This window comes from Micromonospora sp. CNZ322 (assembly GCF_007827755.1).
Genome location: NZ_VITD01000001.1, coordinates 239,094 through 265,590 on the forward strand (window position 1 = coordinate 239,094; position 26,497 = coordinate 265,590).

Here is a 26,497-nt window from a genome sequence, read left to right on the forward strand (position 1 = left end):
AGTTGGTATACGCGGCCAGTCGCCGTGCCCGGCCGCCGGCGGGTCAGCCGCCCAGCTGAGCGACCTCCCGGGCGGCGTCCGGGCCGGCGTCCAGCAGGAGTCGGAACCCGTCCTCGTCGAGCACCGGCACCTTGAGACTGGCGGCCTTGTCGGCCTTCGACCCGGGGTTGTCCCCCACCACCACGAAGCTCGTCTTCTTGGAGACCGACCCGCTGACCTTGCCGCCCCGGCTCTGCACGGCCTCGGCGGCCTGGTCGCGGGAGAAACCGGCGAGGGTGCCGGTCACCACCACTGTCAACCCCTCCAACGGGCGCGGCCCCTCGTCAACCGCCTCCTCGGCCATCCGTACGCCGGCCTCGGCCCACTTGCGGACCACCTCGCGGTGCCAGTCCACAGCGAACCACTCCCGGATGCTGGCGGCGATGGTCGGCCCGACCCCGTCGACGGAGGACAGCTCCTCCTCGGTGGCCGCGTCGATGGCGTCCATCGAGCGGAAGTGCCGGGCGAGCGCCTGGGCCGCGGTCGGGCCGACGTGCCGGATGGAGAGCGCCACCAGCACCCGCCACAGGTCCCGTTCCCGGGCGACCGCGAGATTGTCCAGCAACTTGGCGGCGTTGCTGCCCAGGCTGCCGTCCTTGTTGACGAAGAACGGCGACCGGGACAGCTGCTCGGCGTCGAGCTGGAAGAGGTCCCCCTCGTCGCTGATGATCTCCGCGTCGAGCAGGGCGGCCGCGCCCTTGTAGCCGAGCACCTCGATGTCGAACCCACCCCGGCCGGCGAGGTGGAACACCCGCTCCCGCAACTGCGCCGGGCAGCTGCGTGTGTTGGGGCAACGGATGTCCACATCGCCCTCCTTTGACGGCGCGAGCGGGGTGCCGCAGGCCGGGCAACTGGTCGGCATGACGAACGGCCGGGCATCGGCGGGTCGCAGGTCGACCACCGGGCCGAGCACCTCGGGAATCACGTCGCCGGCCTTGCGCAGCACCACCGTGTCGCCGATCAGCACCCCCTTGCGCTCCACCTCGCGGGCGTTGTGCAGGGTGGCGAGCGCGACAGTGGAACCGGCCACGCGCACCGGTTCGAGCACGGCGAACGGGGTCACCCGGCCGGTGCGCCCCACGTTCACGTCGATGTCGAGCAGCTTGGTGGTGACCTCCTCCGGCGGGTACTTGAAGGCGATCGCCCAGCGCGGGGCACGACTGGTCGACCCGAGCCGGCCCTGGATGGAGACCGGGTCGACCTTGACCACCACACCGTCGATCTCGTGCTCGACGTCGTGCCGGTGCTCGGCGTAGTAGGCGATGAACTCCGCCACGCCGGCCAGGTCCGGAACGACCCGCCACCGGTCGCTGGTCGGCAACCCCCACGACCTGAGTGCCGCGTACGACTCGGACTGCGCCGTGGGCTGGAACCCACGGCGGGCGCCGATGCCGTGCACCACCAGGCGCAGCGGCCGGGTGGCGGTGACCCGTGGATCCTTCTGCCGCAGGCTGCCGGCGGCGGCGTTGCGGGGGTTGGCGAAGGGCGCCTTGCCCTGCTCCACCAGACCCGCGTTGAGATCGGCGAACGCGGCGATCGGGAAGTAGATCTCGCCCCGGACCTCCACCAGCTCGGGAACGTCCGGGAATTCGGCGGACGCGACGAGCTGGCTGGGCACGTCCCGAATGCTGCGCACGTTTGCCGTGACGTCCTCACCGGTACGCCCGTCGCCTCGGGTGGCGGCTCGGACCAGCCGGCCGTTCTCGTAGGTCAGGTTGATCGCCAACCCGTCGACCTTCAGCTCGCACAGGTAGGGCACCGGGCCGCCCGCGTCCCGTTCGACCCGCTCGGCCCAGGCCGCCAGCTCCTCGTCGGCGAAGGCGTTGTCGAGCGAGAGCATCCGTTCGGCATGGGTGACCGGGGTGAAGTCGGTGGAAAACGTGCCACCCACCCGCTGGGTCGGCGAGTCGGGCGTCCGCAGCGCCGGAAACTCCTGCTCCAATGCCTCCAGCTCGCGCAACTGCCTGTCGAAGTCGGCATCGGGGATGGTCGGCGCGTCCAGCACGTAGTAGCGGTACTGGTGCTCGGTCAACTCCTGACTGAGCGCGGCGTGCCGTTCCCGGGCCTGCGGCGTGGGCTCAGCCCCGGCCGCCGCCTCCTGCGCCGGGCTGACCTGCTGACCGATCTGTTCCTCGGACACACCGCCACCTTCGGACACGCCTGCGACCTCCCTGATCACGCTACTCCGGCACCGTATCGGGCCGGTGGGACAATCCGCCGCCCACCCGCGCCCGAAGCGACCTCGCCCTCAGCCGCATCCGGTGATCACGTGATGCTCAGTAGCCGTCGACGGGACGATCCAGCTATTGACCATCAAGTGATCAAGGGTGACGGCCGAGTGCCACCGGGGGCACGGCGGCGTCGAGGTTGCCTGCAGCGCGGCGGTGGGGCGGCCGCGGTGTGGTTGGCGGGCGGCACGGGCTGCGGCGTGCAAGGATCGCCGGACGGTGCGACCGGCGGGTCGCCGGGACGCGGAGGTACGGATGCCCGAGGCACTGCTCTGGGCGGTGGCGATCCTGCTGGCCGTCGCCGCCGGCTGGGCGTGGAACAGTTGGCGGCACCGGGTGGCCACCCGGCGTCCGGGCACCCGGCCGGGTCGGGGCGGCACCGGTGGCCGCCGTTCCACCCCGCGGCCCCGTGGCGCCGAACGGCCGTCCACCAAACCCCGCTCGCGCGACACCGACCGGCACGGCGACGCCCCGGCGCCCGGTGAGATCTGGTGGGCCGACGTGCCGTACGCCGATGGCAGCGGGTCGAAGGTGCGCCCGTGCCTGGTGCTGCGCGCCGATTCCCGGGGCGCCGACGTCCTGAAGATCACCAGCCAGGACAAGAGCGACCGGGACGACCACGTGCGGATCCCCACCCGGGAGTGGGACCCGGGCGCGGAGCACGACAGCTACCTCAGCCTCACCGAGCCGATCCGACTCAGTTCGGCCGCCTTCGCCGACCACGCCGGCCGCTGCGACGCCGACCTGTGGCGAAAAGTGCGCAGCCTGCGCCACCTCCCCACCTCCTGACCACTCCTCGTGGCCGCCCGCCGGTCCCCTTCCCATCCTCACGGCCTGGCTCGGCTCATGGTCGACTCGGGTTCCTGAAAGTCGCGGTGTCCTGAACTCCCCGATGACCCGGTTTACAGAAACCCGAGTTGATCATGCCGAGCCAGGCCGAGCCGGGTCAGTCCCAGGTCGCGCCGAGCGTGGCCAACTGGTCCGCGTACTCGATGCGGTTGGCCCATTCGCGCGGCCAGGCGGTCATGCCGACGGCCGCGCCCACGAACGCGCCGGCCAGGGCGGCGATCGAGTCGGAGTCGCCGACGGTGGTCGCGCCGCGGGCCAGCGCCGCGACCGGGTCGTCGGCGTGCCGTACGGCGCAGAGCAGCGCGGTGGCCAGCGCCTCCTCCGCCACCCAGCCCTCCCCGGTGGCCTGACACGGGTCACCACCGTCGTCCGGTTGCGCCAGGGTGTTGGTCAGTCGGCCCAGCACCGCCAGACACTCGTCCCAGCCCTGGGCGATGAACTCCTGCGGAGAACCGGAACCGGCGCGCTGCCAGAGGTCTCCCAGCCACCGCTCGGAGTAGACCAGGCGCTGGGACAGTGCCCGCTCGGTGAGCACCGCGGGAAGGTCGGGCAGCGAGGCGCCCGTGCGCAGCGCGAAGACCGCGTACGCGGTGAGTTCGCTGGCGGCCAGCCCGGTCGGGTGGCCGTGGGTCAGCCCGGCCTGCAACTGGGCCAACCCGGCGAGCGTGCCGAGGTCCACGTCGAGCAACCCGACCGGTGTGACCCGCATGTTGGCCCCGCAGCCCTTCGAGCCGACCACCGTCGCCTCCTGCCAGCGCACCCCACGGCTCAGCTCGGCGCAGGCGCGCAGGCAGGTCATGCCCGGGGCACGGTTGTTGTCCGGGCTGACCGCCCAGGCCAGGAAGCGTCGCCGCAGCAGTGGCTCCACCGCCTCCGGCGTGAACGACGGCGCCTCGTGCAGTGCCCAACCCACCGCCAGCGCCATCTGGGTGTCGTCGGTGACCAGTGCCGGCTCGCCGGACAGCTCACGCGGACCGGCCGGGCCGTACCGGCGCTCGATCTCGGCGACGGTCAGGAACTCGGTCGGCTTGCCCAGCGCGTCACCGTAGGCGAGGCCGAAGAGCGAACCGGAGGCGCGAAGCGCAGAGGTGGGGATCACGGCGGCCATGATGCCCGGCCGCCGCAACCCACGGCGCGCTCAGTCCCAGCAGAGGCAGAACGGGTGGCCGGCCGGATCGGCGTAGACCCGGAAGCCCTCACCCTCACCGGGCAGCCGCCGAGCACCCAGCGCCAGCGCCGCCTTCTCGGCGGCCTCGATGTCGTCCACCGTCACGTCGAGGTGGAACTGCTGTGGGCGCTCGGGATCCGGCCAGGCCGGTGGGCGCAGGTTGAGCGCCTGTTGGAAGGCGAGGCGGGGCTGGTGACCGGGTGGGCCGCCCAGCACCACCCAGTCGTCATCGGAGTTGCCCTCGGCGAGCGGTACCCCGAGCAGCTCGGCGTAGAACGCCGCCAACGCCCGCGGGTCCGGGCAGTCGATCACCACTGAACGCAGCTGTCCAATCATGACCGTCATCCTGCCCACCGGGTACGACAGGAAACCTCAGTCCTCGGCGAGGCGCCGCCCGGCGTCCCGGCACGCGGCGAGCACCACCCGCGCGTACTCCGGGGTGGCGCCGGCGAGGCCGCAGGCCGGGGTGATCACCACCTGCTCGGCGAGTTGGCGACGTGGGAAGCCGAGACGGTCCCAGAGCTGGCGTACCCGGTCGGCGATCTGCGCGGAGGTCGGCGCGCCACCGGCCGACGGCGGCCGGGTCGGCGCGGCCCCGGCCAGCAACCCGAGGCCGGCGTCGATCGCCTCGCCCAGCGGGTCGAGTTTGGTGACCAGGTCCAGGTCGAGGGCGACCGCGACGGCGCCGGCGGAGCGGATCAGCTCCAGTGGCACGTCCGGGGCGCAGCAGTGCACCAGCGTCGGCACGCCGACCGCCTCGACGACAGTGCGCAGCAGGGCGGCGGCGTCCACCGACTCGACCGCCCGGTACGCGCCCAGACCGCTCTCGGTCGGCACCCGCCCGGCCAGCACGGTCGGCAGTGACGGCTCGTCCAGTTGCAACAGCACTGACGCCTGGGGCAGCCGGCGGGCGACCGCCGCGACGTGCGCGCGCAGCCCCTCGGCGAGGGAGCCGGTCAGGTCGCGGACCGCGCCGGGATCGCGCAGCAGTCGGCCACCGATCGGCAACTCCAGGGAGGCGGCCAGCGTGAGCGGGCCGGCGGCCTGCACCTTGATCGGCCCGGCGTACCCCTCGGCCTGCTCGGCGAGCTGGTCCAGGTCGCGTTCCATCAGGTCACGGGCCCGACGCAGGTCGCGGCCCGGGCGTGGGGCGACCCGCCACCGCCCCGCGTACACCTCGACGGGCAGCTCGACGAGCAGCCCGGCGGACCGGCCGATCATGTCCGCTCCGGGGCCACGGGCCGGCAACTCGGGCAGATGGGGCAGCTCGGGAAGCTCACCGAGGACCACCCGCTGAGCCTCGCCGATGTCGGTGCCGGGCAGCGAACCAATTCCGGTTGCCGCGCCGGCCGGCCAGGGCCACGCCTGATCTGTCACGGGCGAAGGCTATCCCGCGAACACCCGGGCCGTGCGGTCAGCCGGTGATGGTCGCGGAGCCGAGGACCACGTCGCCGGCCGGGTCCGGTCGGTACGCCACCACTGCCTGACCGGCGGCGACGCCGCGTACCGGTCGGCGCAGCTCGGCGTGCAGCCGGTCACCGTCGAGGGCGACGGTCGCCGGGACCACGTCGCCGTGCGCGCGCAACTGCACCTCGCACTCGACCGGGGCGTCCGGACGGGGGCCGCCGGTCCAGACCGGACGTACGGCGTGCACGTCGGACACGTCAAGGGCCTCCACCGGGCCCACGGTCACCGTGTTGGTCTTCGGAGTGATCGAGAGCACGTAGCGTGGCCGGCCGTCCGGGGCGGGCCGGTCCAGGTGCAGCCCGCGACGCTGCCCCACCGTGTACGCGTACGCACCGCTGTGGCTGCCGACGACAGCGCCGGTGGAGGCGTCCACCACCTCGCCGGGCGCCTCGCCGAGCCGGCCGGCCAGGAAGCCGCGGGTGTCCCCGTCGGCGATGAAGCAGATGTCGTGCGAGTCCGGCTTGTCGGCCACGGCCAGGCCACGCTCGGCGGCCTCGGCGCGGACCTGCGCCTTGGTCGAGTCACCGAGCGGGAAGATCGACCGGTCGAGCTGCTCGCGGGTGAGCACGGCGAGCACGTACGACTGGTCCTTGGCCAGGTCGACACTGCGCCGCAGCAGCCTGTCCGCGCCGAGGCGGGCGTGGTGCCCGGTCACCACCGCGTCGAAGCCCAGAGCCACCGCCCGGTCCAGCACCGCCGCAAACTTGATCTTCTCGTTGCAGCGCAGGCAGGGATTCGGCGTACGACCGGCGGCGTACTCGGCGACGAAGTCGTCGACCACGTCCTCGTGGAAGCGGTCGGCCATGTCCCACACGTAGAACGGGATGCCGATCACGTCGGCCGCCCGTCGGGCGTCCCGGGAATCCTCCAGGGTGCAGCAGCCGCGCGCCCCGGTCCGATAGGTCTGTGGGTTGCGGGCCAGCGCCAGGTGAACGCCGGTCACATCGTGCCCGGCAGCCACCGCCCGCGCCGCCGCCACTGCCGAGTCAACCCCACCCGACATCGCCGCCAGAACCCTCACCGACCCACTCCCCTTCCCCGTCCCCACGACAACCCTATCCACCAGCCCCGCAAACCCCCCGAACCCTGGCCCCGCCCCGCGCACCCACCGGCGCGATCTTGCAGTTTCTGCGGCGACATATGCCGCACAAGGCGCGAACAGCCAACCGAAAGTGCAAGATCGCGGGGCTGGGCCCGGGTCAGCGGGGGGTGCGGAGGGCGGCGGCTCGGCGGGCTCGGTCGACCGCTGCCGGGAGAGCCGCGATGAGGGCGTCGATGTCGGCCTGGGTGCTGGTGTGGCCCAGTGTGAAGCGCAGCGAGGAGCGGGCGCGGTCGTCGTCGGCGCCCATGGCGAGCAGCACGTGCGAGGGCTGGGCCACGCCGGCCGAGCAGGCGGAGCCGGTCGAGCAGGCGATCCCCTGCGCGTCGAGCAGGAGCAGCAGCGCGTCGCCCTCGCAGCCGGGGAAGGAGAAGTGCGCGTTGCCGGGCAGCCGGTCGGTCGGGTCACCGTTGTAGATCACCTCGGGTACCGCCTGCCGGACCCGCTCGATCAGGTCGTCGCGGAGCGCGGCCACCCGGGCCGCGTACTCCTGCTGACCCTTCACGGCCGTCTCCACGGCGACAGCAAAGGCGACGATGCCGGCGGTGTCGAGGGTGCCGGAGCGGATGTCGCGTTCCTGGCCACCGCCGTGCAGCAGCGGCGTGGCCGGCACATCCCGGGCGAGCAGCAGCGCGCCCACCCCGGTCGGGCCGCCCAACTTGTGCCCGGTGACGGTCAGCGCGGCGACCCCACTGGCGCCGAAGTCGACGGGCACCTGACCGACCGCCTGGATGGCGTCGGTGTGGAAGGGCACACCGTGTTCGGCGGCGACGGCGGCCAGCTCGGCCACCGGCTGGACGGTGCCCACCTCGTTGTTCGCCCACATCGCGGTGACCACGGCCACCTGGTCGGCGTGCGCGTCCAACTCGGCGCGCAGGGCCTGCGGGTCGAGCCGACCGACGGCGTCCACCGGCAGCCAGCCCACTTCGGCGCCCTCGTGCTGGGCCAGCCAGTCGACCGCGTCCAGCACCGCGTGGTGCTCGACGGCGCTGGAGACCACCCGGCGGCGGTCGGGCCGGGCTGCTCGGCGGGCCCAGAAGATGCCCTTGACCGCGAGGTTGTCGCTCTCCGTGCCACCACCGGTGAAGATCACCTCAGAGGGCCGGGCGCCCAGCACCGCGGCCACCCGTTCGCGTGACTCTTCGACCCGGCGGCGGGCACGGCGGCCCGCCGCGTGCAGGGAGGACGCGTTGCCGACCTCGCGGGCGGTGGCGACGTACGCCTCCAGTGCCTCATCGAGCATGGGAGTCGTCGCCGCGTGATCCAGGTAAGCCATCGCCGTTCAGCGTACGGCCGACACCTTGGGGACCGGATGCCGGAGGGGACTGCACGCAAAGGCCGGGGTGGAACTCCACCCCGGCCCGATGCGCGCGGACCCGCTCAGGCGGGCACCGCGGTGACGACGATGTTGTCGCGGTACTTGCGCGCCTTTGCGTCGAACGGCCCACCACAGGTGATCAGGGTCAGCCGCGGCTTGCCGTCGCGGGCGAAGTACCGGTCCAGCGGGATCTTGGTCTTGGCGTACTCCTCCCGGGCGACGACCCGGTAGCGCCGCGCCTCGCCGTCGCTGCCGGTAGCGGTCAACGTGTCGCCCTGGTCCAGCTCACGCAGCCGGAAGAACGCCCCCTTGCCCTGCTTGGCGCTGTCCACGTGACCGGCGATGACCACCGAGCCGGCCTCGGTCTCCAGGCCGGGGCCGTAGCGGTACCAGCCGATCTGGTCGACGCTCGGCGGCACCTCGAACTCGTTGGTCCGCTCGTTGATGCCGACCGCGTTGACTGTGGCGGTGACGCCGATCTCCGGGATCAGCAGCCGCACCGGCGGGATGATCTTCGGACCGGCGGGCAGTTCACCCGCGGTCACCGGCACCGAGGGGGCACCGGCGACGGTCGGTGCGGGGCTGGCCAGCGTGCTCGCTTCCTCAGCCCCCACCGTCCCGGCCGGCTGGTTGGCGCACGCCACCAGAGCGGCGGCGGTGAGCGCGGCAACGCCGGCGGCCAGGGCCGCCAGCGCGCCGCGATTGCGCACCGTCACTTGCGGCCGGTCCGCGCGGTCGCCATCCGCACCCCACCACCAAGCAGCAGGAGTACGCCGGCACCGGTGAGCACGTACCACCAGGTGTCCACGCCCGTGCCGGCCTGGCCGCCGTCACCGCTGGGCACGCCGCCCGGGGCGGAGTGCAGGCCGGTGATGGTCTGGGCCACCACGTCGAGGGTCTTGCCCTCGGCGGAGCCGATCGCGTAGACGATCGTGGCGGTGCCCTCCTTGAGGTTGAGGTCCGCCGGGCCGATGGCCACGGTGTCGGTGCCGGCCAGCACCACGTCCGCCTTCACCTCGCCCGCGTCGACGTCGCCCTTGGCCTCGTTCGGGTTGGTCAGGTCCTCGAAGACCGGGGTGCCACCGGCGCGGACGTCGACCGCCGGGGCGGCGGCGGTGTGCCGGACGATCAGCCGGGCCTTGCCGGCGTCGACCTTGGAGACGTCGTTCACGAACGGAGTGATCTTCGGCTGGCCGGCGGCGTCGAGGTGGGCCGCGATGCTGATGTTCGCACCGCCCGGCACCGCGGCGTTGTCGACAGTGAGGATCGCGCTGCCGATCGGCTCGCCCGGCTTGGTGAGCGCGATGTCGTAGTCGCCCTCCTCCAGGTTCAGCGGGCCGGCGACGTCGCCGGGCTTGAAGTTGTCCAGCGTCTTCTTGCCGTTGACGTAGACGTCGACCGGGGTGTCCGGGATGCCGTGCACGACGGAGACCTTCGACGTGGCGGCGTACGCGGGGCCGGCGGTGAGGGCGCCGACACCGGCGAAGGCCAGCGCGGCGACCGCGCCGCCCGCGGCGACCCGACGGAAGTACGAGAACTGCATGTCTGCCTCCTGATATTTGGTGCTGATTCGTCAGGCCTGGCTTGCAGAACGGGTTACGCCGGCTGTCGGACGGGTGGATGCGACCCGGAGGCACTTTTCTTTTCCGGCCCAGACCGCATCCGGAACGGGGTCGGGAGACGAAGAGCTGGTGAGATGACATCGACCGGGGAAGTGGGGCGGGGACTGTGGCAGCTACAGTCGGGCATGCCCCATCGAAGGCGAGCCGCCCGATGACGGCGCTACGACAGGAACCGGACCCTCCGGTGGACGATCTCGACCGCAGGTTCCGCGCCGGTGACGACGTGGCGCTCCGCGAGGCGTACGACCGCTACGGTCGTGCAGTGCTCCACCTGGCCACGTCCATGCTGGCGAACCGCAGCGACGCCGAGGACGTCACCCAGGCGACGTTCGTCGCCGCCTGGCTGGGTCGCGACACGTTCGACCCGGCCAAGGGCTCGCTGATCGGTTGGTTGCTCGGCATCGGCCGGCGGAAGGTGATCGACCGGATGCGCGCCTCGGCCCGGGAGACCCGGGTGGTGGAGACGGTCCGACAACTGCCCGAGCCGGCGCAGACCCAGCCGGATCCGGACCGCGTGGTGGACCGGTTGGTGATCGCCGACGAGCTGGCTCGTCTCCCGGACGACCAGCGACGGATGCTGGAGCTGGCCTTCTACGACGACCTGACACACCAGCAGATAGCCACGGTGACGGGCGTGCCGTTGGGCACCGTGAAGAGTCACATCCGACGCGGCATGGCGAGCTTGAAGCGCAGATGGGAGGTGGACGGTGCAGCACCTGGACCACGACCGGCTGGTATTTCTGGCACTCGGTGAGAGCGAGGCGGACAACGGGGAGAGCACCCACCTCGGCACCTGCGCGCTCTGCCGAGCGGAGGTCGCGAGCCTTCAGCAGGTGGCGGGGCTCGGCACCGAGACGCAGGGCCTGGCCGACCTGCCCGACCCGCCGGAGCACGTCTGGCAGGGCATCGAAGCCCAGGTCAGGGCCGCGGAGGCCGGGCCGTTGCTGACCGAGACCCGTCGACGCCGGGTGCCCGAGCAGGCCGACACCACGACGGCCGAGCAGACCTTCGGCGCGGCAGCCGAGTCGACGGTGACCCGACTGGACCCGGCACGGCGATCCCGTCGGGGTCGCGGCTGGTCCGGTTGGGTGGCCACCGCGGTGACCGCGGCCGCCGCCGCGGCGGTCGGCGCGGCGGTCGGCGTGGTGGGCACCGTCTCGGTGCTCCGACCGGACGATCCGACGCCCACCCCGACGCCGGTGGTGGTGGCGAGCGCGCCGCTGGCGGCGTACGGGGCGACCCCGCCGACGGCCAAGGGTGACGCCCGGGTTTTGAAGGACGGCCAACTACATCTGCATGTGGCGAATCTCCCGAGCGTCGCGGGGTACTACGAGGTCTGGCTCATCAATCCGACGACGATGGAGATGTTCTCGGTCGGCACCCTGGGTGGCGGCTCGGACGCGCTGCTACCCCTGCCCCCGAATGTCGACCTCAAGAGCTACTCGGTGGTCGACGTCTCCGCCGAGCAGTACGACAACAACACCCGCCACTCCGGCGACAGTCTGCTGAGGGGCTCCCTGACGGGCTGATCGGCGGGCCGGCTCAGCTCCCCGGCTCGCCGATCAGCTCCCCACACGGCAGTGGCCGCCCGTTCGCACGGGCGGCCACTGACGTATCGCTGGCTTACTTGCGCTTGCGGATCTCCTCGGCGGCCTGCGGGACGATCTTGAACAGGTCGCCCACCACCCCGAAGTCGGCCAGCTCGAAGATCGGCGCCTCGCCGTCCTTGTTGACCGCGACGATGGTCTTCGAGGTCTGCATGCCGGCCCGGTGCTGGATGGCACCGGAGATGCCGAGGGCGACGTAGAGCTGCGGGGAGACCGTCTTGCCGGTCTGGCCCACCTGGAACTGGTGTGGGTAGAAGCCGGAGTCGACGGCCGCGCGGGACGCGCCGACGGCGCCGCCGAGCAGGTCGGCCAGCTCCTCGACCAGCTTGAAGTTGTCGGCGTTGCCGACGCCCCGACCGCCGGAGACGACCACGCCGGCCTCGGTCAGCTCGGGGCGGGAGCCCTTCTGCTCGGCGACCCGCTCGACGACAGTGGCCAGCTTGTCGGTGTCGGTGACCGACACGCTGAGCTGCTCGATCGCCGGGGTGGCCGCCGCCGGGGCGGGGGTGACCGAGTTCGGCCGGACGGTGACCAACGGCAGGCCCTTGGTGACCTTGGACTTGACGATGGTGGAGCCGGCGAAGGCGACCTGGGTCGCGGTGCCGTCGGCGTCCAGGCCGACCACGTCGGTCAGGATGCCGTTGTCGAGCTTGACGGCGAGCCGGGCGGCGATCTCCTTGCCCTCCTGGGCCGACGCCAGCAGCACGGCGGCCGGCTGCACCCGCTTGACCAACTCGGCCAGCACTGTCGCCTTGGGGGCCACCAGGTAGCCGTCGATCTCGTCACCCTCGGCGGCGTAGATCTTCTCCGCGCCGTACTCGCCCAGCTTGCCGCTCAGCGCCCCGGCGGCGCCGGCGCCGCCCAGCACCACCGCGCTCGGGGTGCCCAGCTCACGCGCGAGGGTGAGCATTTCCAGGGTGACCTTCTTGACGCCGAATTCCTTGGTGGCTTCGACGACGACGAGAACCTCGGACATGTCAGACCCCCCTCTCACACGAACTTCTCGGTGGCGAGGAACTCGACCAGCTTGACGCCGCCCTCGCCCTCATCAGTGATCTTGGCGCCGCCGGAGCGCGGGGGGCGCTTGGTGTGCTCGACGACGGCACTGGTGGCGCCGTCGAAGCCCACCTCGTCGGCCGCGACCCCGAGGTCGGCCAGCGAGAGCGTCTGCACCGGCTTCTTCTTGGCGGCCATGATGCCCTTGAAGGAGGGGTAGCGCGGCTCGTTGATGGTGTCCCAGACGGAGACCACGGCCGGGGTGGCGGCGGTGACCACCTCGTAGCCCTCCTCGGTCTGCCGCTCGACGGTCAGCGTCGCGCCGTCGACGGTGAGCTTGCGGGCACCGGTGAGCGCCGCGACGCCCAGTCGCTCGGCGATCATGTGCGGCATGACCTGGACGCGGCCGTCGGTGGACTCGGCACCGCAGATGACCAGGTCGGCATTGAGCTGACCGAGAGCGGCGGCGAGCACCTTCGAGGTGGCGACGGCGCACGAGCCGTGCAGGGCGTCGTCCAGCACGTGCACGGCCTTGTCCGGACCCATGGAGAGCGCCTTGCGGATCGACTCGGTCGCCCGGTCCGGACCCATGGTCAGGATGGTGACCTCGCCGCCGTGCGCCTCCTTGATCTTCAGCGCCTCCTCGATGGCGTACTCGTCCATCTCGTTGATCACGTTGTTCGCCGAACCGCGGTCGACGGTGTTGTCGTCATTGCGCAGGTTGCGGTCCGCGCCCGAATCAGGCACCTGCTTGACGAGTACGACGATGTTCATCGCGCTTCGACGACCCTCCTGTGTGGTGTTGCGATTCGCTCGCCCGGTCTGGGGCGCAGCGTCGCGCGTCGGTCGACGCCAGGTCAACCGCGGGCGGTTGTGCAGTTGCCCACGGCGCAATGTTACCTGCCAGTAGGTTGCGCTCCCGCAGCACTCAGAGTGACACAGCTCACCGACGCGCAGCCGGTCAGGTCGGCTCGGTCAAGGCGACCCGGATCTGGTCGATGGCCGCCGCCTCGGCGGGCGCCACCCCGTCGTGCGCCCGGGCCACCTGGTCCGCCGCGGCCAACACGAGTTCGCGGTACGCGTCGACGTCCCGTGGGGACTTCTCGCGCAGGATCCGCACCGCCTGCCCCAGCGCCGGCAGCACCACCGACTCGATCTCCAGCTGCGAGTCCCGGGGAAGTCGCGGCAGCGGGCCGGTGGTCAGCGCCTCCTTGACGGTGCCACTGGCGTCGGCCAGCGCGCCGGACGCGGCGATGCTCTCCCGGATCACCCCCAGGACACCGGGGTCGGCGTTGGAGACCAGGAAGACGGCGCCGAAGGCACCCGTCTTGAGGGTCAGCCGCTCCTCGTCCGTCAACCGCTGCTCCATGATCACGGAGTGTAGACGTACGGGGTGGTGGTGGTGATCGGGACGAGGCCGAGTCGCTCCAGGATCGGCCGGCTGTCCTCCGAGGCGTCGACCTGCAACAGCGTCCGGCCCCGCTGGTCGGCGAGCCGGGCCCGGTAGGTGACCAGCGCCCGGTAGATGCCCTTGCGACGCCACTGCGGCAGGGTGGATCCACCCCACAGGGTGGCGAAGCCGGTGTTCGGAGTAAAGCGCACCCAGCCGGCGCTCACCACCGTCGCGTCCGCCTCGGCCACCACCACTGTGATCGAGTGCGGGTCGGCGTCGATCTCCTTGGCCAGACCCCACACCAGGTGCGAGCGGTCCTCCTGCCAGACCTCCTCCTCCATGGCGGCGATCCGCTCCAGGTCCTCCCGGGAGGTCACCTCACGCAGGCGTACCCCCTCGGGGGCGACGGGCAGCGCGGCGGCGAGCGGCGCGACCGGGCCGACCACGACGGTCTCCCGGTCCTCCGGCACGAAGCCGGCCGCGCGCAGGCGGTCCGCCAGGTCCGCCGGTTCGTCGTGCTCGTTGAGTTTCCACTCCGCCGACTCGCCCCGCTCACGGCACAACCGAACCTGCCGGGCGATCAGCTCGTCCAGCGCGTCGCCGGTCAACCCGCCCAGGTCACGGTAGGTGATGAAACCACCGGCATCGAGCCCGGAGATCCGGACCAGCGGCCCGTCCCGCTCCACAGTCACCCCGGCCGGAACCGGGTCGGGAATCTCCGGGCGGAGCTGGTTGTCGTAGGCGGTCCGCAGCGTCTGTACGTCGAGATCAGTCACCGGCCCAGGCTAAGCGGGATGGGAAGCGGATAATCTCCCACTGTGTGGGAGGCGATCAGGCGGTGGTTCGACCCGGCGGAGCTGGGCTCGGTCGGTGAAACACCGGACTACCGCTTCTCCCTGGCCAACGAACGGACCTTCCTCGCCTGGCTGCGCACCGGGTTGGCGCTGGTCGGAGGCGGGTTGGCCGCCGCGCAGTTCCTGCCGCCCCTTCCGATGAGCCACCTGCGGGAGGTGATCGCTGTGGCGTTGCTGCTGCTCGGCGCGGCGGTCGCGATCCGCGCTGTGGACCACTGGGCGCGTACCGAGCGGGCCATCCGGCTCGGTCAGGAGCTGCCCGCGTCCCGGTTCCCCGCCATCCTGGCGCTCACCCTCGGCGTCGGCGCACTGCTGCTGGTGGTCGCCGTCCTGATGCGGGCGGTCGGCGGGCGGTGAGCACCGGACGCGACCCGGGGCTGCAACCGGAGCGGACCCGGCTGGCCTGGCGGCGCACCCTGCTCACGGTGACAGTGGTGACAGCGCTCGCCGTCCGGCTGGCGTCGACGGGCGACCCGACCGGTGCGCTGATCGCCGGCGGCACCATTCTGGTGTGGGGCGCCCTGCTGGTGCTCTGCTGGCCCCGGGGCACGGGCACCGGCCCGGCCCGCACCGGCGGCCGGACACTGCCCCTGGTCACGGTGGGCACTGTGGTGCTGGCGTTACTGGGAGTGCTGCTGGTCCTGCGCGGACTAGGGTGACGCGATCCGGTGCGTCATCATGGGTGCATGGCCCGGCTTGGCGTACTCCTCTTCCTGGTGCAGATTGTCCTCGCCGTCTGCGCGCTGATCAGCTGTCTCTCCGCCGAGGAGGGCAAGATCCGTGCCCTTCCCCGGATCGCCTGGGTGCTGATCATCTTGTTCTTCCCGCTGGTCGGCTCGATCGCCTGGTTCATCGTCGGCCGGGAGCCCACCCCCGGCGTCCGCAAGGGCTGGCCGGGCGGCACCGGCGGTGGCGAGCGGCAGCGCCCTCGGCCGGTGGCCCCCGACGACGACCCGGAGTTCCTGCGCTCCGTCGAGGAACGCGCCAAGCAGCAGGACCAGGAGCTGTTCCAACGCTGGGAGGAAGACCTGCGGCGACGCGAGGACGACCTTCGCCGCCGCGACGGTGAGCCGCCGCGCGAGGGTGACCGACCGGAGGTGTGAACCCGCCGCCGCCGGCGCAGGAGCGACGGCGGCGGCGGGTGGGACTCAGGCCAGGTTCGACGAGCGGGGGTACGCGTCGGTCGGGTCGGTGAGCACGTTCACCAGGTACGGCACTCCGGAGTCGAACGCCCGCTGGAGCGCCGGGCCCAGATCGGCAGCCTTGGCGACCGTCTCCCCCGCCCCGCCGAGCGCGCTGACCACTGTGTCGTACCGCAGCTCCGGCTGGAGGTCGGCGGCCACGTCGTAGCCGTACATGGCCCGCATCGGGTGCTTCTCCAGCCCCCAGATGCCGTTGTTGCCGACGACGATCACCACCGGCAGCTTCTGGCGGACCAGCGACTCGACGTCCATCAGCGAGAAGCCGGCAGCGCCGTCGCCCATCAGCACGCAGATCTGCCGGTCCGGGTGACTGACCCGGGCGCCCATCGCGTAGCCCATGCCGGTGCCCAGGCAGCCGTACGGGCCCGGGTCCAGCCACGTGCCGGGCTGGGCCGGCTCCAGGTACCGCCCGGCGTACGACACGAAGTCGCCGCCGTCGCCGATGGTGATCGCGTCCGGGGCGAGCGCCCGACGCAGCTCGCCGTAGATCCGGGCCGGGCGGATCGGGTCGGTCTCGGCGGCCATCTCCGCGGCGTCCCGAGCCTTCGCCGCGTCCTCGGCGACGCGCAGGTCGGCGATCCAGTCGGAGTGGTCGGCCCGGTCGCCGGAGTGATCGGCCAGCGCGGACAGGATCAGGCGCAGGTCACCGGCGGGGGCGACGGCGGGCTGCACGTGCGTCGCCCGCTGGCTGGGGGCGTCGACGATGTGCACCACCTTGGCGTCGCCGAAGTCACCGAAGCTGAGCCGGAAGTCCAGCGGGGTGCCCACGACCACGACCACGTCGGCGCCGGAGAGCGCGGCCCGGCGGGCCTTCGCGAACGCCAGCGGGTGCTCCGGCGGGAGCGAGCCGCGACCCATGCCGTTGGTGAAGACCGGCACCTGCAACGCCTCGGCCGCCTCGCGCAACGCGGCGACCGCGTCGCCCGCGTACACGTCGGAGCCGGCGATGATGACCGGCCGCTGCGCCCCGGCGATGAGCATCGCCGCGCGGCCGACCTCCTCCGGGTCCGGCGCGATCGGGTCGACACCCGTCACGGTCGGCAGATCGGCCTCCGCGACCGAGAAGACCGTCTCCAGCGGAAAGTCGAGGAAGGCCGGGCCGCGGTGCGGGGTGAGCGCGGCGTTGAGCGCCGCACCCACCGCACGCGGGATGTCGTCGGTGCTGAACACCGTCTCGGCGTGCTTGGTGACCGAACTGACCAGCGGCAGGTGGTCCATCTCCTGGAGGCTGCCCGAGCCCCAGCGGAACGCGGGCGCGCGGCCGCCGAGCACCAGCACCGGCGAGGCGTTGAAGAACGCGCTGGTCATGCCGGAGATGCCGTTTGTGACACCGGGCCCGGCGGTGAGCACGGCGAGGCCGGGGCGGCGCTGGAGCTTGGCCACCGCCTCGGCGGCGAAGACCGCGGACTGCTCGTGCCGGACGTCGTAGATCGGGAAGTCGGTCTTGTACGCGGCGTCGTAGAGCGGGAAGACATGCCCACCGGACAGCGTGAACATCTCTCGTACGCCGTGCGCGCGTAGTGCCGCGAGCGCCAACTCGCCGCCGTGACCCTCGATCCGCTCCGTCATGTCGCTCCCATCGTCCGTGGCCGGGATCACAGGTTACCGGCCAGTCACTTGGCAGTGCGACCGTGGCCCCGGCCAGTGGACGTTGCCGAGGTCAGGGCCACCGGGCCGGGAAGCGACGGATCAGCGGCCGGTGAAGCCCGGCTTGCGCTTCTCGACGAAGGCCGCCATGCCCTCGCGCCGGTCGTCGGTGGCGAACAACGCCGCGAAGAGCTGACTCTCCCAGGCCAGGCCCGAGTTCAGGTCCATGTCCAGGCCGCCGTCGACCGCCAGCTTCGCCGCGCGCAGCGCCTGCACCGGCCCGTTCAGGTACGGAGTGATCAACGCGACGGCCGTGTCGTACACCTCGGCGGCCGGGGCGACCCGGTCGGCCAGGCCGATCCGCAGCGCCTCCTGGGCGTCCACCATCCGCCCCGACATGATCAGGTCCTTGGCGCGGGCCGGGCCGACCAGGCGGGCCAGCCGCTGGGTGCCGCCCGCACCCGGGATGATGCCCAGCTTGATCTCCGGCTGGCCGAGCTTGGCGTCCTCGGCGACCACCCGCCAGTCACAGGCCAATGCCAGCTCACAGCCGCCACCGAGGGCGTAACCGGTGATCGCGGCGACCACCGGCTTGGGGATCCGGGCGATCGCGCCGAGCGCGCTGGACAGGTTCGCCGCCCGGTCGGCCATGTCCACGTAGGACATCTCGGCCATCTGCTTGATGTCGGCGCCGGCGGCAAAGACCTTCTCCCCGCCGTACACGATGACGGCGCGGACCTCGGGATCGGCGGTGGCCGCCGTGGCGGCGGCGCGCAACTCCTCCTGCACCTGGGTGTTGAGCGCGTTCATCGGCGGCCGCTCCAGCCGGATCGTGCCGATGCCGTCAGTGGTCTCCAGCCGAACGAACTCGCCCACGCTGCCCTCACTTCCTCGTCGAAGTCGCGTGCCAACCTTACGACCCGGCTCGTTGGGTAAGTAGTGTGGTGTCAGCCCCGTGGGCGGGAGTCCAGCCATGATCACGTATTACGACGACAGGTCGGTGCAGGTCACCTCCACCACCGTCAGTGTCGACGGTCGCAGCTACAAGCTGGCCGACATCACCATGATCTGGCACCGCCGGGGCACCCGTTCCTGGCGAGTGCTGGTGGGACGGGGTGCGATCGGTGCCGCGCTCGCCGGCCCGCTGGTCGCGGCGGTGCTCGGCATCGCCGTAGCCGTCTGGCTGCACCGCTCACCCACCGTGACGATCGCGATCGTCGGCGCGTCGGTGCTGGTCGGGTTGGCCGTCGGGCCGGTCGCCGACTTCCTCTTCGAACACCTGGACCGCTCGTACGCCCGGGGCAGCCGCCAACTGGAAATCTGGGCCCGTTGGCGGGGCCAGCCGGTGCGTCTGCTGCGCACGGGTGACGCGCTGCGCTTCGGGCAGATCTACCGGGCGGTGCAGCGCGCGGTGGAGCACAGCCAGCCGGCCCACCCCGTCACGCGCCGCTAGCCCTCTGGTTCCCTTCACGTCCCGACCTGACCGGGGCCGGCCGTCACCGGTGGGACCTGCTGCGCAGCGGGCGCGGGCACAGCAGGCGCAGCGTTCCTGCAGTGCCTATGGAGCTGATATCGCAAACGAATCAGACCGGGGGCCTGCGGTGTCGCAAGGCCGCAAGGCCGCGACGCGACGCGACGCGTGATATCGCAGACGGTTCAGCTCCAAAGGACCGCCGCGACGTCACCTCTACCCGCCGGACGGCCTCCGTCGAATCCTTTGTGAGCAAGGGCCGATCCTCTGCGAAGAAGGCCAAGTGCCAAGTTCCGAGCGAGGCGAAGGTTGCCTGGCGGTGGTTAGGCTTAGTGATGACCCTCTATTACCGGGACGACGCGGTGCAGGTGACCTCCGAGTCGATCCGGGCGGGCGGTCACGTGATCGCCCTGTCCGACGTGACGTTCGTGTGGCACGACCGGGGGCAGAAGACCCTCGCAGTCCGGGGCCGGGTCCTGGGTCGCGGTGTCCTGGTCCTGCTGCTCTCGCTGCCGCCGCTGGTCGCGGTGGTCTGCGTGCTATCACTGGCCTGGTCCGCGCAGGACCGGGGCAACTGGCAATTGGCGCTGATCATTCTGGCCGCCTGCGCGGTGGGGGCGCTGGCGTTGATGCCGTTCCTGGAAATCCCGTTGGGTTGGCTGGACCGCTCCTACGAGCGCGGCAACCATGTGCACGAGTTGTGGGTGCAGCACCACGGTCGGGAGGACCTGCTGGTGCGCACCCCGGACGCGCTACGGTTCGGGCAGATCTACCGGGCCGTGCAGCGCGCCGTCGAACAGCAGGGGGACCATCGATGACCACCCGCCGCCGCGAGGCCGTCGCGCTGGCCGGCCTGCTCGCCGCGGCCGGCGTCACCCACCTGCTGCGACCCGGCGTGTACGACCCGATCGTGCCAGGCGCGCTGCCCGGGCCGGCCCGCTTCTGGACGTACGCCAGCGGGGTGGCCGAGCTGGCGGTGGCGGCGGCCGTGGCGCACCCGACCACCCGGCGGGCCGGCGGTCGGGCAGCCGCCGCACTTTTCCTCGCCGTCCTGCCGGCGAACGTGAAGATGGCCGTGGACTGGCGGCACCGACGCCCGACGAAGCGGGCCATCGCGTACGGCCGGGTGCCGTTGCAGGTGCCGCTGATCTGGTGGGCGCTGCGGGTGGCCCGCGCCGACACCGCCGGTCAACGGCCCCGCTGACCGGTTCCGTCGGGCGGTTGTGGCACGGCCGACGCACACTTGATCCCATGGCGATTCCCCTCCCCACCCCGGCCGCCGTGGTCGGCCTGACCCGCTCCGCTCTCGACCAGGCGCTCGGCTCTGCGGCCTCGATGGCGGCCGTGCCCGCCCGCGCGTTCGCGGTGCTGGACGGGGTGGAGGCGCTGCTGGCCCGGATCAACGGCGTGGTCGACCGGATCGAGACGACCCTGGACCGGACCGACCAGGTGCTCACCGACGCCGAGGCCGCGGTTCGCGAGGTGGCAGTCATCAGCGCCGCCGCGACCACCGCCATCGACACGGCAACCGAGGTGGCCGCCGCCGCCGCCGTGGTGGTCGCCGAGGCCGAACGGGTCTCCCGGGCGGCGGGCACTGTGGTCGCCGAGGCCGACCGTGTCGCGGACCGCGCCGCCACCACCGTGGGCACCGCGACGGAGGCCGCCGCGACGGCGGCAGAGCTGCTGGCGGCGTACGAGCCGGCGCTGCGCCGGGCCGCGCCGATGGCCGGCCGGTTCGTCGAGGAGCTGAGCCACGAGGAGATCAGCGCGGCGATTCACCTGATCGACGAGCTGCCGAAGCTCAAGGAACACCTGACGGCGGACATCCTGCCGATCCTGGCCACACTGGACCGGGTCGGGCCGGACCTGCACGACCTGCTGGACGTGACCCGCGACCTCAAGCTCGCCGTGGCCGGCATCCCCGGGCTGGGCATGCTGCGCCGACGCGGCGAGAAGCTCACCGACGAGCCCGTCGGCTGAGCTCTCGCCCGGCTGCCCGTGGCTCAGCAGTCGCAGGTGATCGTCGTGCTGGGTGCGGTGAGGTCGTCGACCGGTCGCCGGGTCACCCCGGCCTCCGTCACCACCGGCAGCCCCTCCCGCGCCCAGTACTCGAACCCGCCGAGCATCTCCTTCACCGGATGACCGAGACGGGCGAACTCCAGCGCCGCCCGGGTCGCGCCGTTGCAGCCCGGACCCCAGCAGTAGGTCACCACCGCCGAGCCCGGCGGGATCAGGTCCGCTGCCCGGGTCGCGATCTCGGCGGTGGGCAGGTGCACCGCGCCGGGTAGGTGCCCCTGCGCCCAGGCAGCCGCGCCCCGAGAGTCGACGACGACCAGACCCGGGGTACGGGCCGACAGGTCGGCGTGTACGTCACTGACGTCGGTCTCGACGCTGAGCCGATTGCGGAAGTAGGCGGCGGCGGTGGCCGGATCGGCCGGCGGAACGGCGAAGGTGAAGGTCATGCACCGATCCTCGGCACGATGCCACCTCGGGACGAGTGGCGCGAACGACGTCCTGCGCTAACATCCCGCCATGCCGATTCCGGCCACGACAGCCGGCCCGCGCCTGCTGCCAGCGCCCCGACGACCGGCGGCCGCGCACCGGGTCGCCGTGCTCGCGTACCCGGGGATGTCGGTGTTCGAGACCGGCATCGTCACCGAGGTGTTCGGACTGGCCCGGCCGGAGTTCGACGTCGACTGGTACGACCTGGTGCTCTGCGCCGAGCAACCGGGGCCGGTGCCGGTGGTCGGCGGGGCCAGCCTGCACACCCCGTACGGTCTGGCCGAACTGGCCACGGCGCGGACGGTGATCGTGCCCGGCGTGCCGGACGTGACCGCTGACCCGTCGCCCGAGCTGATCACCGCGCTACGCCAGGCACACCGGCGCGGTGCCCGGATCATGTCGATCTGCTCGGGCGCGTTCGCGCTGGCGGGGGCTGGGTTGCTGGACGGTCGGCGGGCCACTACCCACTGGCGGTACGCAGAACTGCTGGCGCGGCGGTACCCGCGGGTCGAGGTGGATGCGGACGTGCTCTACCTCGATGACGGTGACCTGCTCACCAGTGCTGGCAGCGCGGCCGGGCTGGACCTCTGCGTGCACGTGATCCGGCGCGACCATGGCGCGGCAATCGCCAACGCGGTCGCTCGACGGCTGGTGATCCCGCCGCACCGCGACGGCGGGCAGGCCCAGTTCGTCGAGGCGCCGGTACCCGCCGACCCGGACGACAACCGGATCGCGGGCAGCATCGACTGGGCGCTCGCCCATCTCACCGAGCCGCTGAGCGTGGCCCAGCTCGCCGGGCGGGCGCACATGTCGTCCCGCACCTACCTGCGGCACTTCGCCCAGGCCACCGGGACCAGCCCGATCCGTTGGCTGATCGACCAGCGGATCCGCGCCAGCCTGGCCCTGCTGGAGGAGACCGACGCCTCGGTCGAGCAGGTCGGGCGCGCGGTGGGCTTCGACACGCCGGTGACCTATCGGCACCACTTCGGCCGGGTCATGCTGACCTCACCGTCGGCGTACCGCCGGGCCTTCCGCACCGGTGCGGGCCAGCGGGCGTAACCCGCCGACGCGCTCACGCCGGCCCAGCGCGGAACGCGCTCAGGCCGGTACGTACAGCTCGTCGATCTCGGCGCGTTGCGGTAGGGCCACCGAGGCGCCGAGCTTGCGGACGCAGGCAGCGCCGGCCGCCGATGCCCAACGCACCGCGTCGACCAGGTCGCGCCCCTCGCCCCAGCCGACGGCCAGCGCGGCGGTGAACGCGTCACCGGCGGCGGTGGAGTCGACCACGTCGACCCGTACCGCCGGCACGTGCACCTCGGTGCCGTCCCGGTCGACGTACCAGGCGCCCTCACCGCCGAGAGTGAGCACGGCCCGGGGGGTCAGGTCGAGCAGTGCGCGCGGCTCCTCCCGACCCCTGCCGGCGAGCGCCTGCGCCTCGCCCTCGTTGACGACCAGCAGGTCCACGGCGGCGAGCAACTCGGGTGGGAGGTCTCGCGCCGGGGCGGCGTTCAGGATGACCCTCGTGCCGGCCTCGCGGGCGGCCACCGCGGCAGCCGTCACGGTCTGCACCGGAATCTCCAGTTGGGCGACCAGGACATCCGCCCCGCGCACCGTGGCCAGCTCCTCCTCGGTGAGGCCGACCAGCGCGTCGTTCGCGCCGGGGGTGACCACGATGGCGTTCTCCCCCTGGGCGTTGACCATCACCAGCGCCACCCCGGAGGCGCCGTAGACCACGCGAAGCTGACTGGTGTCCACGCCGGCCGCGGTGATGCGGGCCTTGAGGGTGACGCCGAAGGCGTCGGAGCCGATCGCGCCGAGAAAGGCGCAGGAGGCACCGGCCCGGACCGCGGCCACGGCCTGGTTGGCGCCCTTGCCGCCGGGCACCATCACGAAGTCGGTGCCGAGCATGGTCTCGCCCTGTCGAGGCAGCGCGGGTGCCATCGCGACCAGGTCCATGTTGGCGCTGCCCACCACGGCAACCCGGGTCTGCGGCACGGCCGTCTCCGCCTGTCCGGCGCTCAGGCGGCGCGAGCCGTGAAGCGGTCGCCCGACCGTTCGACCACAAGTGGCAGCCCGAAGGTCTTGGAGAGGTTGTCACCGGTCAGCGTCTCGGCGAGCAGACCCTGGGCGACCACCCCGCCCTCGCGCAGGAGCATCGCGTGGGTGAACCCGGGCGGGATCTCCTCGACGTGGTGGGTGACCAGCACCATCGCCGGGGCGTCGGGGTCGTACGCCAGCTCGGCCAGTCGGGCGACCAGGTCTTCCCGAGCACCCAGGTCGAGCCCGGCGGCGGGCTCGTCGAGCAGCAGCAGCTCCGGGTCGGTCATCAGGGCACGGGCGATCTGCACCCGCTTGCGCTCACCCTCGGAGAGGGTGCCGTAGCGGCGCTCGGCGAGGCCACCGACGCCGAGTTGACTGAGCAGTGCCCGCGCCCGCGCCTCGTCGCCGCGGTCGTAGTTCTCCCGCCAGCGGCCGACCACCGACCAGGCGGCGGTCACCACCACGTCGCTGACCCGTTCGTCGGCGGGCAGCCGCTCGGCGATCGCCGCGGTGGTGAGCCCGATCCGGGTACGCAGCTCGTTGACGTCGGTGCGGCCGATCCGCTCGCCGAGCACGTGCGCGACACCCGTGGTGGGGTGCAGCCGACCGGCGGCGAGGTTGAGCAGTGTGGTTTTGCCGGCACCGTTGGAGCCGAGCACGACCCACCGCTCGTCCAGCTCGACGCGCCAGGTCAGGTCCTCTAGGAGGGCGGTGCCAGAGCGGCGTACGCCGACGCCGTCGAGGCTGACCACCAGATCCGGGTCCACGAGAGCGGCGGCAGGCGCGGCGTCGGGGATCAGGTCACCAGTCACCACACCATCCAACCACGCAGCGCCGAGGTGCCCCCCATGGGCGGCACCTCAGCCATAGGGTGAAGCGCCGTGTCATTGATCACCAAGCCCGAAGGACGGCCCATGCCCCGTCGACGTACGGAGCCGCGCCGATGAGCGCGGTCATCGAGATCGAGGGTCTGCGCAAGACCTTCCACAGCCTGCGCAGCGGCCGACGGGTGGCGGTGGACGGCTTCGACCTGTTGGTCGAGGCGGGCCAGGTCCACGGTTTCCTGGGCCCCAACGGCTCGGGCAAGACCACCACGCTGCGGGCCCTGCTCGGGCTGGTCCGCGCCGACAGCGGCCGGATGACGGTGCTCGGTGAACCGTCGCCGGAGCTGCTGACCCGGGTGGCCGGCCAGGTCGGCGCCATCGTGGAGAGCCCGCAGTTCTTCGGCAACTTCACCGGCTACCGGACGCTGCGGTTGTTGGCCCGCGCCGGTGGTGTGCCGGTCTCGCGGGTGGACGAGGTGCTGGATCTGGTGGGCCTGCACGACCGGGGCGATGAGCGGGTGAAGGGCTACTCGCTGGGCATGAAGCAGCGTCTGGCGGTGGCGTCCGCGCTGTTGAAGGACCCGCGGCTGCTCATCCTGGACGAGCCGGCGAACGGGCTGGACCCGGCGGGCATCCGGGAGATGCGGGACCTGATGCGGTCGCTGGCGGCCAACGGGGTGACGGTGCTGGTGTCCAGTCACATCCTGGGCGAGATCCAGCTGATCTGCGACCACGTCACGATCATCTCTCGGGGGCGGCGGGTCGCGACCGGTCGGGTGGACGAGGTACTGGCGGGCCACGACCGGCACGAGTTGCTGGTCCGGGTGGCCGAGCCGGAGCGGGCCGTCGAGCTGCTGCACGCGGCCGAGCTGACGGCGGTCGTGGACGGCGGAGCGTTGGTGGTGAGCGGAGTGAGCGACCCGACGGTGGTCAGCCGGGTGCTTGGTGAGCAGGGTCTGTGGGTGGGCGAGCTGACGCCGCTGCGGCCGGATCTGGAGAGCGTCTTCCTGGAGCTGACCGGCGCGTACGAGCATTCGTCGGTGCCCCGGCAGGTCGGCGACTCGTCGCTGCCGCAGGGCGAAGCTGTGATCGACCTTGATCGGGGAGTGGACGCGTGAACCTGGTGCGTGCCGAGTTGGAGCGACTGTCCGCGCGTCGCTTCGTGCAGCTCATGGTGGTCCTGTTGGTGTTGGCGTTCGCCGTCACGGCGGCGACGACACTGGCCGGTTCCCACAAGCCGAACGCGGACGAGATGAGCTCGGCGCGGGCGCAGGCCGCCGAGGCACGGCGCGATCTGGAGGCCACCCACCAGGAGTGCCTGGCCCGTCAGAGCGGCACCTTGCCGGCCGACACGGACAGGTACTTCCCCAGCGACTGCTCGGAGATCGACCCGATCCGGCAGGACCGGCTGCCGATCCCCGCCGACTATCTGCCGGGTGTGTTCAACTTCGCCGAGCAGGCCCAGCCGCTGCTGTACTTCCTCATCGCGTTCCTGGTGCTCTTCGGGTTCCTGGTCGGCGCCTCCTACATCGGCGCGGACCTGACCTCGGGCGGCGTGGTGAACCTGTTGCTCTGGCGACCCCGTCGGTTGACGGTGCTCGCGGCCAAGTTGGGCACCCTGCTCGGCGCGGTGCTGGTGCTGGCCCTGCTGGCGTCGGTGGTCTACCTCGCCACGTTCTGGGTGATCGGGCAGGCCGCCGGGTTGCCGGGCCGGCTGGACGGTGACTTCTGGCGTTCACTCGGTGCGGTGCACGGCCGTGGCCTGGTGTTGGTGCTGCTGGCCTCCGCGCTGGGCTTCGCGATTGCCACGCTGGGTCGGCACACGTCGGCGGCGCTCGGCGCGCTCGCCGCGTACGCGGTGGTTTGGGAGTTGGGCGCCCGACTGGTCCTGGAGATCGTCGACGCGCGGAAGTCGGACCTGTTCATGCTGTCCAGCCACATCGGGGCGTGGCTCAACGGCGGGGCGCGGTTCTATGACGAACAGCTCTGCCGGGGCAGCACCGACTTCCCGTACTGCGAGGGGTTCTACACGGTGACCTGGCTGCCGGCACTGTTGGTGCTGCTGGCGATCACGGGCGGGCTGACCGCGGCGGCGTTCGCCGTGTTCCGTCGCCGCGACCTGATCTGAATCGAGGCCGTCCCGTCGGGTCGCCCCGGTCCGGGCGGCCCGACGGAACGGCCAAGCCGGCGTCCGGCAAGAGCTTGCACCCTGCGGACGTGCGGTGAAATAT

Annotated in this window: 30 protein-coding genes; 13 read left to right on the plus strand and 17 right to left on the minus strand. The window is 72.1% G+C overall.

Translation table 11 applies throughout. The features are described 5' to 3' along the window. Positions 1-43 precede the first annotated feature (43 nt). Positions 44-2,179, minus strand: coding sequence for an NAD-dependent DNA ligase LigA (ligA, locus tag FB453_RS01105; protein ID WP_145786858.1), 2,136 nt, complete (start codon positions 2,177-2,179; stop codon positions 44-46). 343 nt (positions 2,180-2,522) lie between these two features. On the opposite strand from ligA, the gene FB453_RS01110 reads away from it, so the two are divergent. Continuing rightward, positions 2,523-3,056 carry a type II toxin-antitoxin system PemK/MazF family toxin gene (locus FB453_RS01110; RefSeq protein WP_112582488.1) on the plus strand — a complete coding sequence of 178 codons (534 nt, stop codon included), beginning with the start codon at positions 2,523-2,525 and terminating at the stop codon, positions 3,054-3,056. A 157-nt stretch (positions 3,057-3,213) separates the two neighbouring features. Here FB453_RS01110 and FB453_RS01115 read toward each other — a convergent pair whose 3' ends face one another. From FB453_RS01115 to FB453_RS01145, 7 genes are all read right to left on the minus strand, one after another. Continuing rightward, entirely contained in the window at positions 3,214-4,224 is a 1,011-nt protein-coding gene (locus tag FB453_RS01115; protein ID WP_186717980.1) for an ADP-ribosylglycohydrolase family protein, read from the minus strand. A gap of 30 nt (positions 4,225-4,254) precedes the next feature. Then, positions 4,255-4,620 (minus strand): VOC family protein, encoded by a 366-nt coding sequence (locus FB453_RS01120; protein ID WP_181518643.1) that lies wholly within the window; start codon positions 4,618-4,620, stop codon positions 4,255-4,257. 36 nt (positions 4,621-4,656) lie between these two features. Further along, positions 4,657-5,661 carry a methionine synthase gene (locus FB453_RS01125; protein ID WP_145786860.1) on the minus strand — a complete coding sequence of 335 codons (1,005 nt, stop codon included), beginning with the start codon at positions 5,659-5,661 and terminating at the stop codon, positions 4,657-4,659. Between the two features lie 37 nt (positions 5,662-5,698). Continuing rightward, entirely contained in the window at positions 5,699-6,772 is a 1,074-nt protein-coding gene (mnmA, locus tag FB453_RS01130) for a tRNA 2-thiouridine(34) synthase MnmA (protein ID WP_186717982.1), read from the minus strand. A 178-nt stretch (positions 6,773-6,950) separates the two neighbouring features. Continuing rightward, positions 6,951-8,126, minus strand: a complete 1,176-nt coding sequence (locus FB453_RS01135) for a cysteine desulfurase family protein (protein WP_112582093.1) — start codon at positions 8,124-8,126, stop codon at positions 6,951-6,953. A gap of 104 nt (positions 8,127-8,230) precedes the next feature. Further along, the gene (locus FB453_RS01140) at positions 8,231-8,884 is read right to left on the minus strand and encodes a class F sortase (RefSeq protein ID WP_145786862.1); all 654 of its coding nucleotides are present in this window, start codon (positions 8,882-8,884) and stop codon (positions 8,231-8,233) included. Then, positions 8,881-9,711 (minus strand): DUF4397 domain-containing protein, encoded by an 831-nt coding sequence (locus tag FB453_RS01145; protein WP_112678747.1) that lies wholly within the window; start codon positions 9,709-9,711, stop codon positions 8,881-8,883. The genes FB453_RS01140 and FB453_RS01145 overlap by 4 nt, the downstream gene beginning before the upstream one ends. Positions 9,712-9,941: 230 nt before the next feature. Here FB453_RS01145 and FB453_RS01150 point away from each other — a divergent pair, with 230 nt between their 5' ends. Beyond that, positions 9,942-10,544: an RNA polymerase sigma factor gene (locus FB453_RS01150; RefSeq protein ID WP_112582098.1), complete on the plus strand. Its 603-nt coding sequence runs from the start codon at positions 9,942-9,944 to the stop codon at positions 10,542-10,544. After that, positions 10,498-11,319 (plus strand): anti-sigma factor, encoded by an 822-nt coding sequence (locus FB453_RS01155; protein ID WP_145786864.1) that lies wholly within the window; start codon positions 10,498-10,500, stop codon positions 11,317-11,319. Before FB453_RS01150 ends, FB453_RS01155 begins: the two co-directional genes overlap by 47 nt. A 94-nt stretch (positions 11,320-11,413) precedes the next feature. Here the strand turns inward: FB453_RS01155 and FB453_RS01160 are convergent, their stop codons facing one another. The 4 genes from FB453_RS01160 to FB453_RS01175 all read right to left on the minus strand — a co-directional run bounded on the left by FB453_RS01160 (position 11,414) and on the right by FB453_RS01175 (position 14,562). Next, entirely contained in the window at positions 11,414-12,373 is a 960-nt protein-coding gene (locus FB453_RS01160; protein WP_145786866.1) for an electron transfer flavoprotein subunit alpha/FixB family protein, read from the minus strand. A gap of 14 nt (positions 12,374-12,387) precedes the next feature. Then, on the minus strand, positions 12,388-13,167 hold the full coding sequence (locus FB453_RS01165; RefSeq protein ID WP_112582103.1) for an electron transfer flavoprotein subunit beta/FixA family protein: 780 nt from the start codon (positions 13,165-13,167) through the stop codon (positions 12,388-12,390). A gap of 187 nt (positions 13,168-13,354) precedes the next feature. Further along, positions 13,355-13,768, minus strand: a complete 414-nt coding sequence (locus tag FB453_RS01170) for a hypothetical protein (protein ID WP_112582105.1) — start codon at positions 13,766-13,768, stop codon at positions 13,355-13,357. After that, positions 13,765-14,562: a GNAT family N-acetyltransferase gene (locus FB453_RS01175; protein WP_112698905.1), complete on the minus strand. Its 798-nt coding sequence runs from the start codon at positions 14,560-14,562 to the stop codon at positions 13,765-13,767. Before FB453_RS01175 ends, FB453_RS01170 begins: the two co-directional genes overlap by 4 nt. A gap of 42 nt (positions 14,563-14,604) precedes the next feature. Between FB453_RS01175 and FB453_RS01180 the strand changes: the two genes are divergently transcribed. The 3 genes from FB453_RS01180 to FB453_RS01190 are packed head-to-tail and all read left to right on the plus strand — an operon-like array spanning position 14,605 to position 15,743. Continuing rightward, positions 14,605-14,997 (plus strand): YidH family protein, encoded by a 393-nt coding sequence (locus FB453_RS01180; RefSeq protein WP_112582108.1) that lies wholly within the window; start codon positions 14,605-14,607, stop codon positions 14,995-14,997. Beyond that, complete coding sequence (locus FB453_RS01185; protein ID WP_112604418.1) at positions 14,994-15,299, plus strand: DUF202 domain-containing protein; 306 nt, start codon at positions 14,994-14,996, stop codon at positions 15,297-15,299. Before FB453_RS01180 ends, FB453_RS01185 begins: the two co-directional genes overlap by 4 nt. A 27-nt stretch (positions 15,300-15,326) precedes the next feature. Further along, positions 15,327-15,743 carry a PLD nuclease N-terminal domain-containing protein gene (locus FB453_RS01190; RefSeq protein ID WP_112604420.1) on the plus strand — a complete coding sequence of 139 codons (417 nt, stop codon included), beginning with the start codon at positions 15,327-15,329 and terminating at the stop codon, positions 15,741-15,743. A gap of 45 nt (positions 15,744-15,788) precedes the next feature. Here FB453_RS01190 and FB453_RS01195 read toward each other — a convergent pair whose 3' ends face one another. Both FB453_RS01195 and FB453_RS01200 read right to left on the minus strand, forming a co-directional pair. Further along, entirely contained in the window at positions 15,789-17,411 is a 1,623-nt protein-coding gene (locus tag FB453_RS01195; protein ID WP_145786868.1) for an acetolactate synthase, read from the minus strand. Positions 17,412-17,531: 120 nt separating this feature from the next. After that, complete coding sequence (locus FB453_RS01200; protein WP_145786870.1) at positions 17,532-18,305, minus strand: enoyl-CoA hydratase-related protein; 774 nt, start codon at positions 18,303-18,305, stop codon at positions 17,532-17,534. Positions 18,306-18,402: 97 nt separating this feature from the next. On the opposite strand from FB453_RS01200, the gene FB453_RS01205 reads away from it, so the two are divergent. The 4 genes from FB453_RS01205 to FB453_RS01220 all read left to right on the plus strand — a co-directional run bounded on the left by FB453_RS01205 (position 18,403) and on the right by FB453_RS01220 (position 20,880). Further along, positions 18,403-18,882 (plus strand): DUF6232 family protein, encoded by a 480-nt coding sequence (locus tag FB453_RS01205; RefSeq protein WP_112582116.1) that lies wholly within the window; start codon positions 18,403-18,405, stop codon positions 18,880-18,882. Positions 18,883-19,235: 353 nt separating this feature from the next. Continuing rightward, entirely contained in the window at positions 19,236-19,718 is a 483-nt protein-coding gene (locus FB453_RS01210; protein WP_091393319.1) for a DUF6232 family protein, read from the plus strand. Then, positions 19,715-20,104: a hypothetical protein gene (locus FB453_RS01215; RefSeq protein ID WP_145786872.1), complete on the plus strand. Its 390-nt coding sequence runs from the start codon at positions 19,715-19,717 to the stop codon at positions 20,102-20,104. The genes FB453_RS01210 and FB453_RS01215 overlap by 4 nt, the downstream gene beginning before the upstream one ends. Before the next feature lie 47 nt (positions 20,105-20,151). Then, on the plus strand, positions 20,152-20,880 hold the full coding sequence (locus tag FB453_RS01220; protein ID WP_145786874.1) for a hypothetical protein: 729 nt from the start codon (positions 20,152-20,154) through the stop codon (positions 20,878-20,880). A 23-nt stretch (positions 20,881-20,903) separates the two neighbouring features. On the opposite strand, the gene FB453_RS01225 is transcribed toward FB453_RS01220, so the two are convergent. Next, positions 20,904-21,362, minus strand: coding sequence for a rhodanese-like domain-containing protein (locus FB453_RS01225; protein WP_112582120.1), 459 nt, complete (start codon positions 21,360-21,362; stop codon positions 20,904-20,906). Positions 21,363-21,432: 70 nt separating this feature from the next. Here FB453_RS01225 and ftrA point away from each other — a divergent pair, with 70 nt between their 5' ends. After that, positions 21,433-22,461, plus strand: coding sequence for a transcriptional regulator FtrA (ftrA, locus tag FB453_RS01230; RefSeq protein ID WP_145786876.1), 1,029 nt, complete (start codon positions 21,433-21,435; stop codon positions 22,459-22,461). 39 nt (positions 22,462-22,500) lie between these two features. Here the strand turns inward: ftrA and FB453_RS01235 are convergent, their stop codons facing one another. Together FB453_RS01235 and FB453_RS01240 are read right to left on the minus strand one after the other, a co-directional pair. Further along, on the minus strand, positions 22,501-23,397 hold the full coding sequence (locus FB453_RS01235; protein ID WP_112604428.1) for a ribokinase: 897 nt from the start codon (positions 23,395-23,397) through the stop codon (positions 22,501-22,503). 23 nt (positions 23,398-23,420) lie between these two features. Continuing rightward, entirely contained in the window at positions 23,421-24,254 is an 834-nt protein-coding gene (locus FB453_RS01240) for an ABC transporter ATP-binding protein (RefSeq protein ID WP_145786878.1), read from the minus strand. Positions 24,255-24,385: 131 nt separating this feature from the next. On the opposite strand from FB453_RS01240, the gene FB453_RS01245 reads away from it, so the two are divergent. Both FB453_RS01245 and FB453_RS01250 read left to right on the plus strand, forming a co-directional pair. Beyond that, positions 24,386-25,384, plus strand: coding sequence for an ATP-binding cassette domain-containing protein (locus tag FB453_RS01245; RefSeq protein WP_145786880.1), 999 nt, complete (start codon positions 24,386-24,388; stop codon positions 25,382-25,384). Continuing rightward, a complete protein-coding gene (locus tag FB453_RS01250; protein ID WP_112582126.1) occupies positions 25,381-26,394 on the plus strand; it encodes an ABC transporter permease subunit in 1,014 nt (337 codons plus the stop codon). The genes FB453_RS01245 and FB453_RS01250 overlap by 4 nt, the downstream gene beginning before the upstream one ends. Positions 26,395-26,497: the final 103 nt, after the last annotated feature.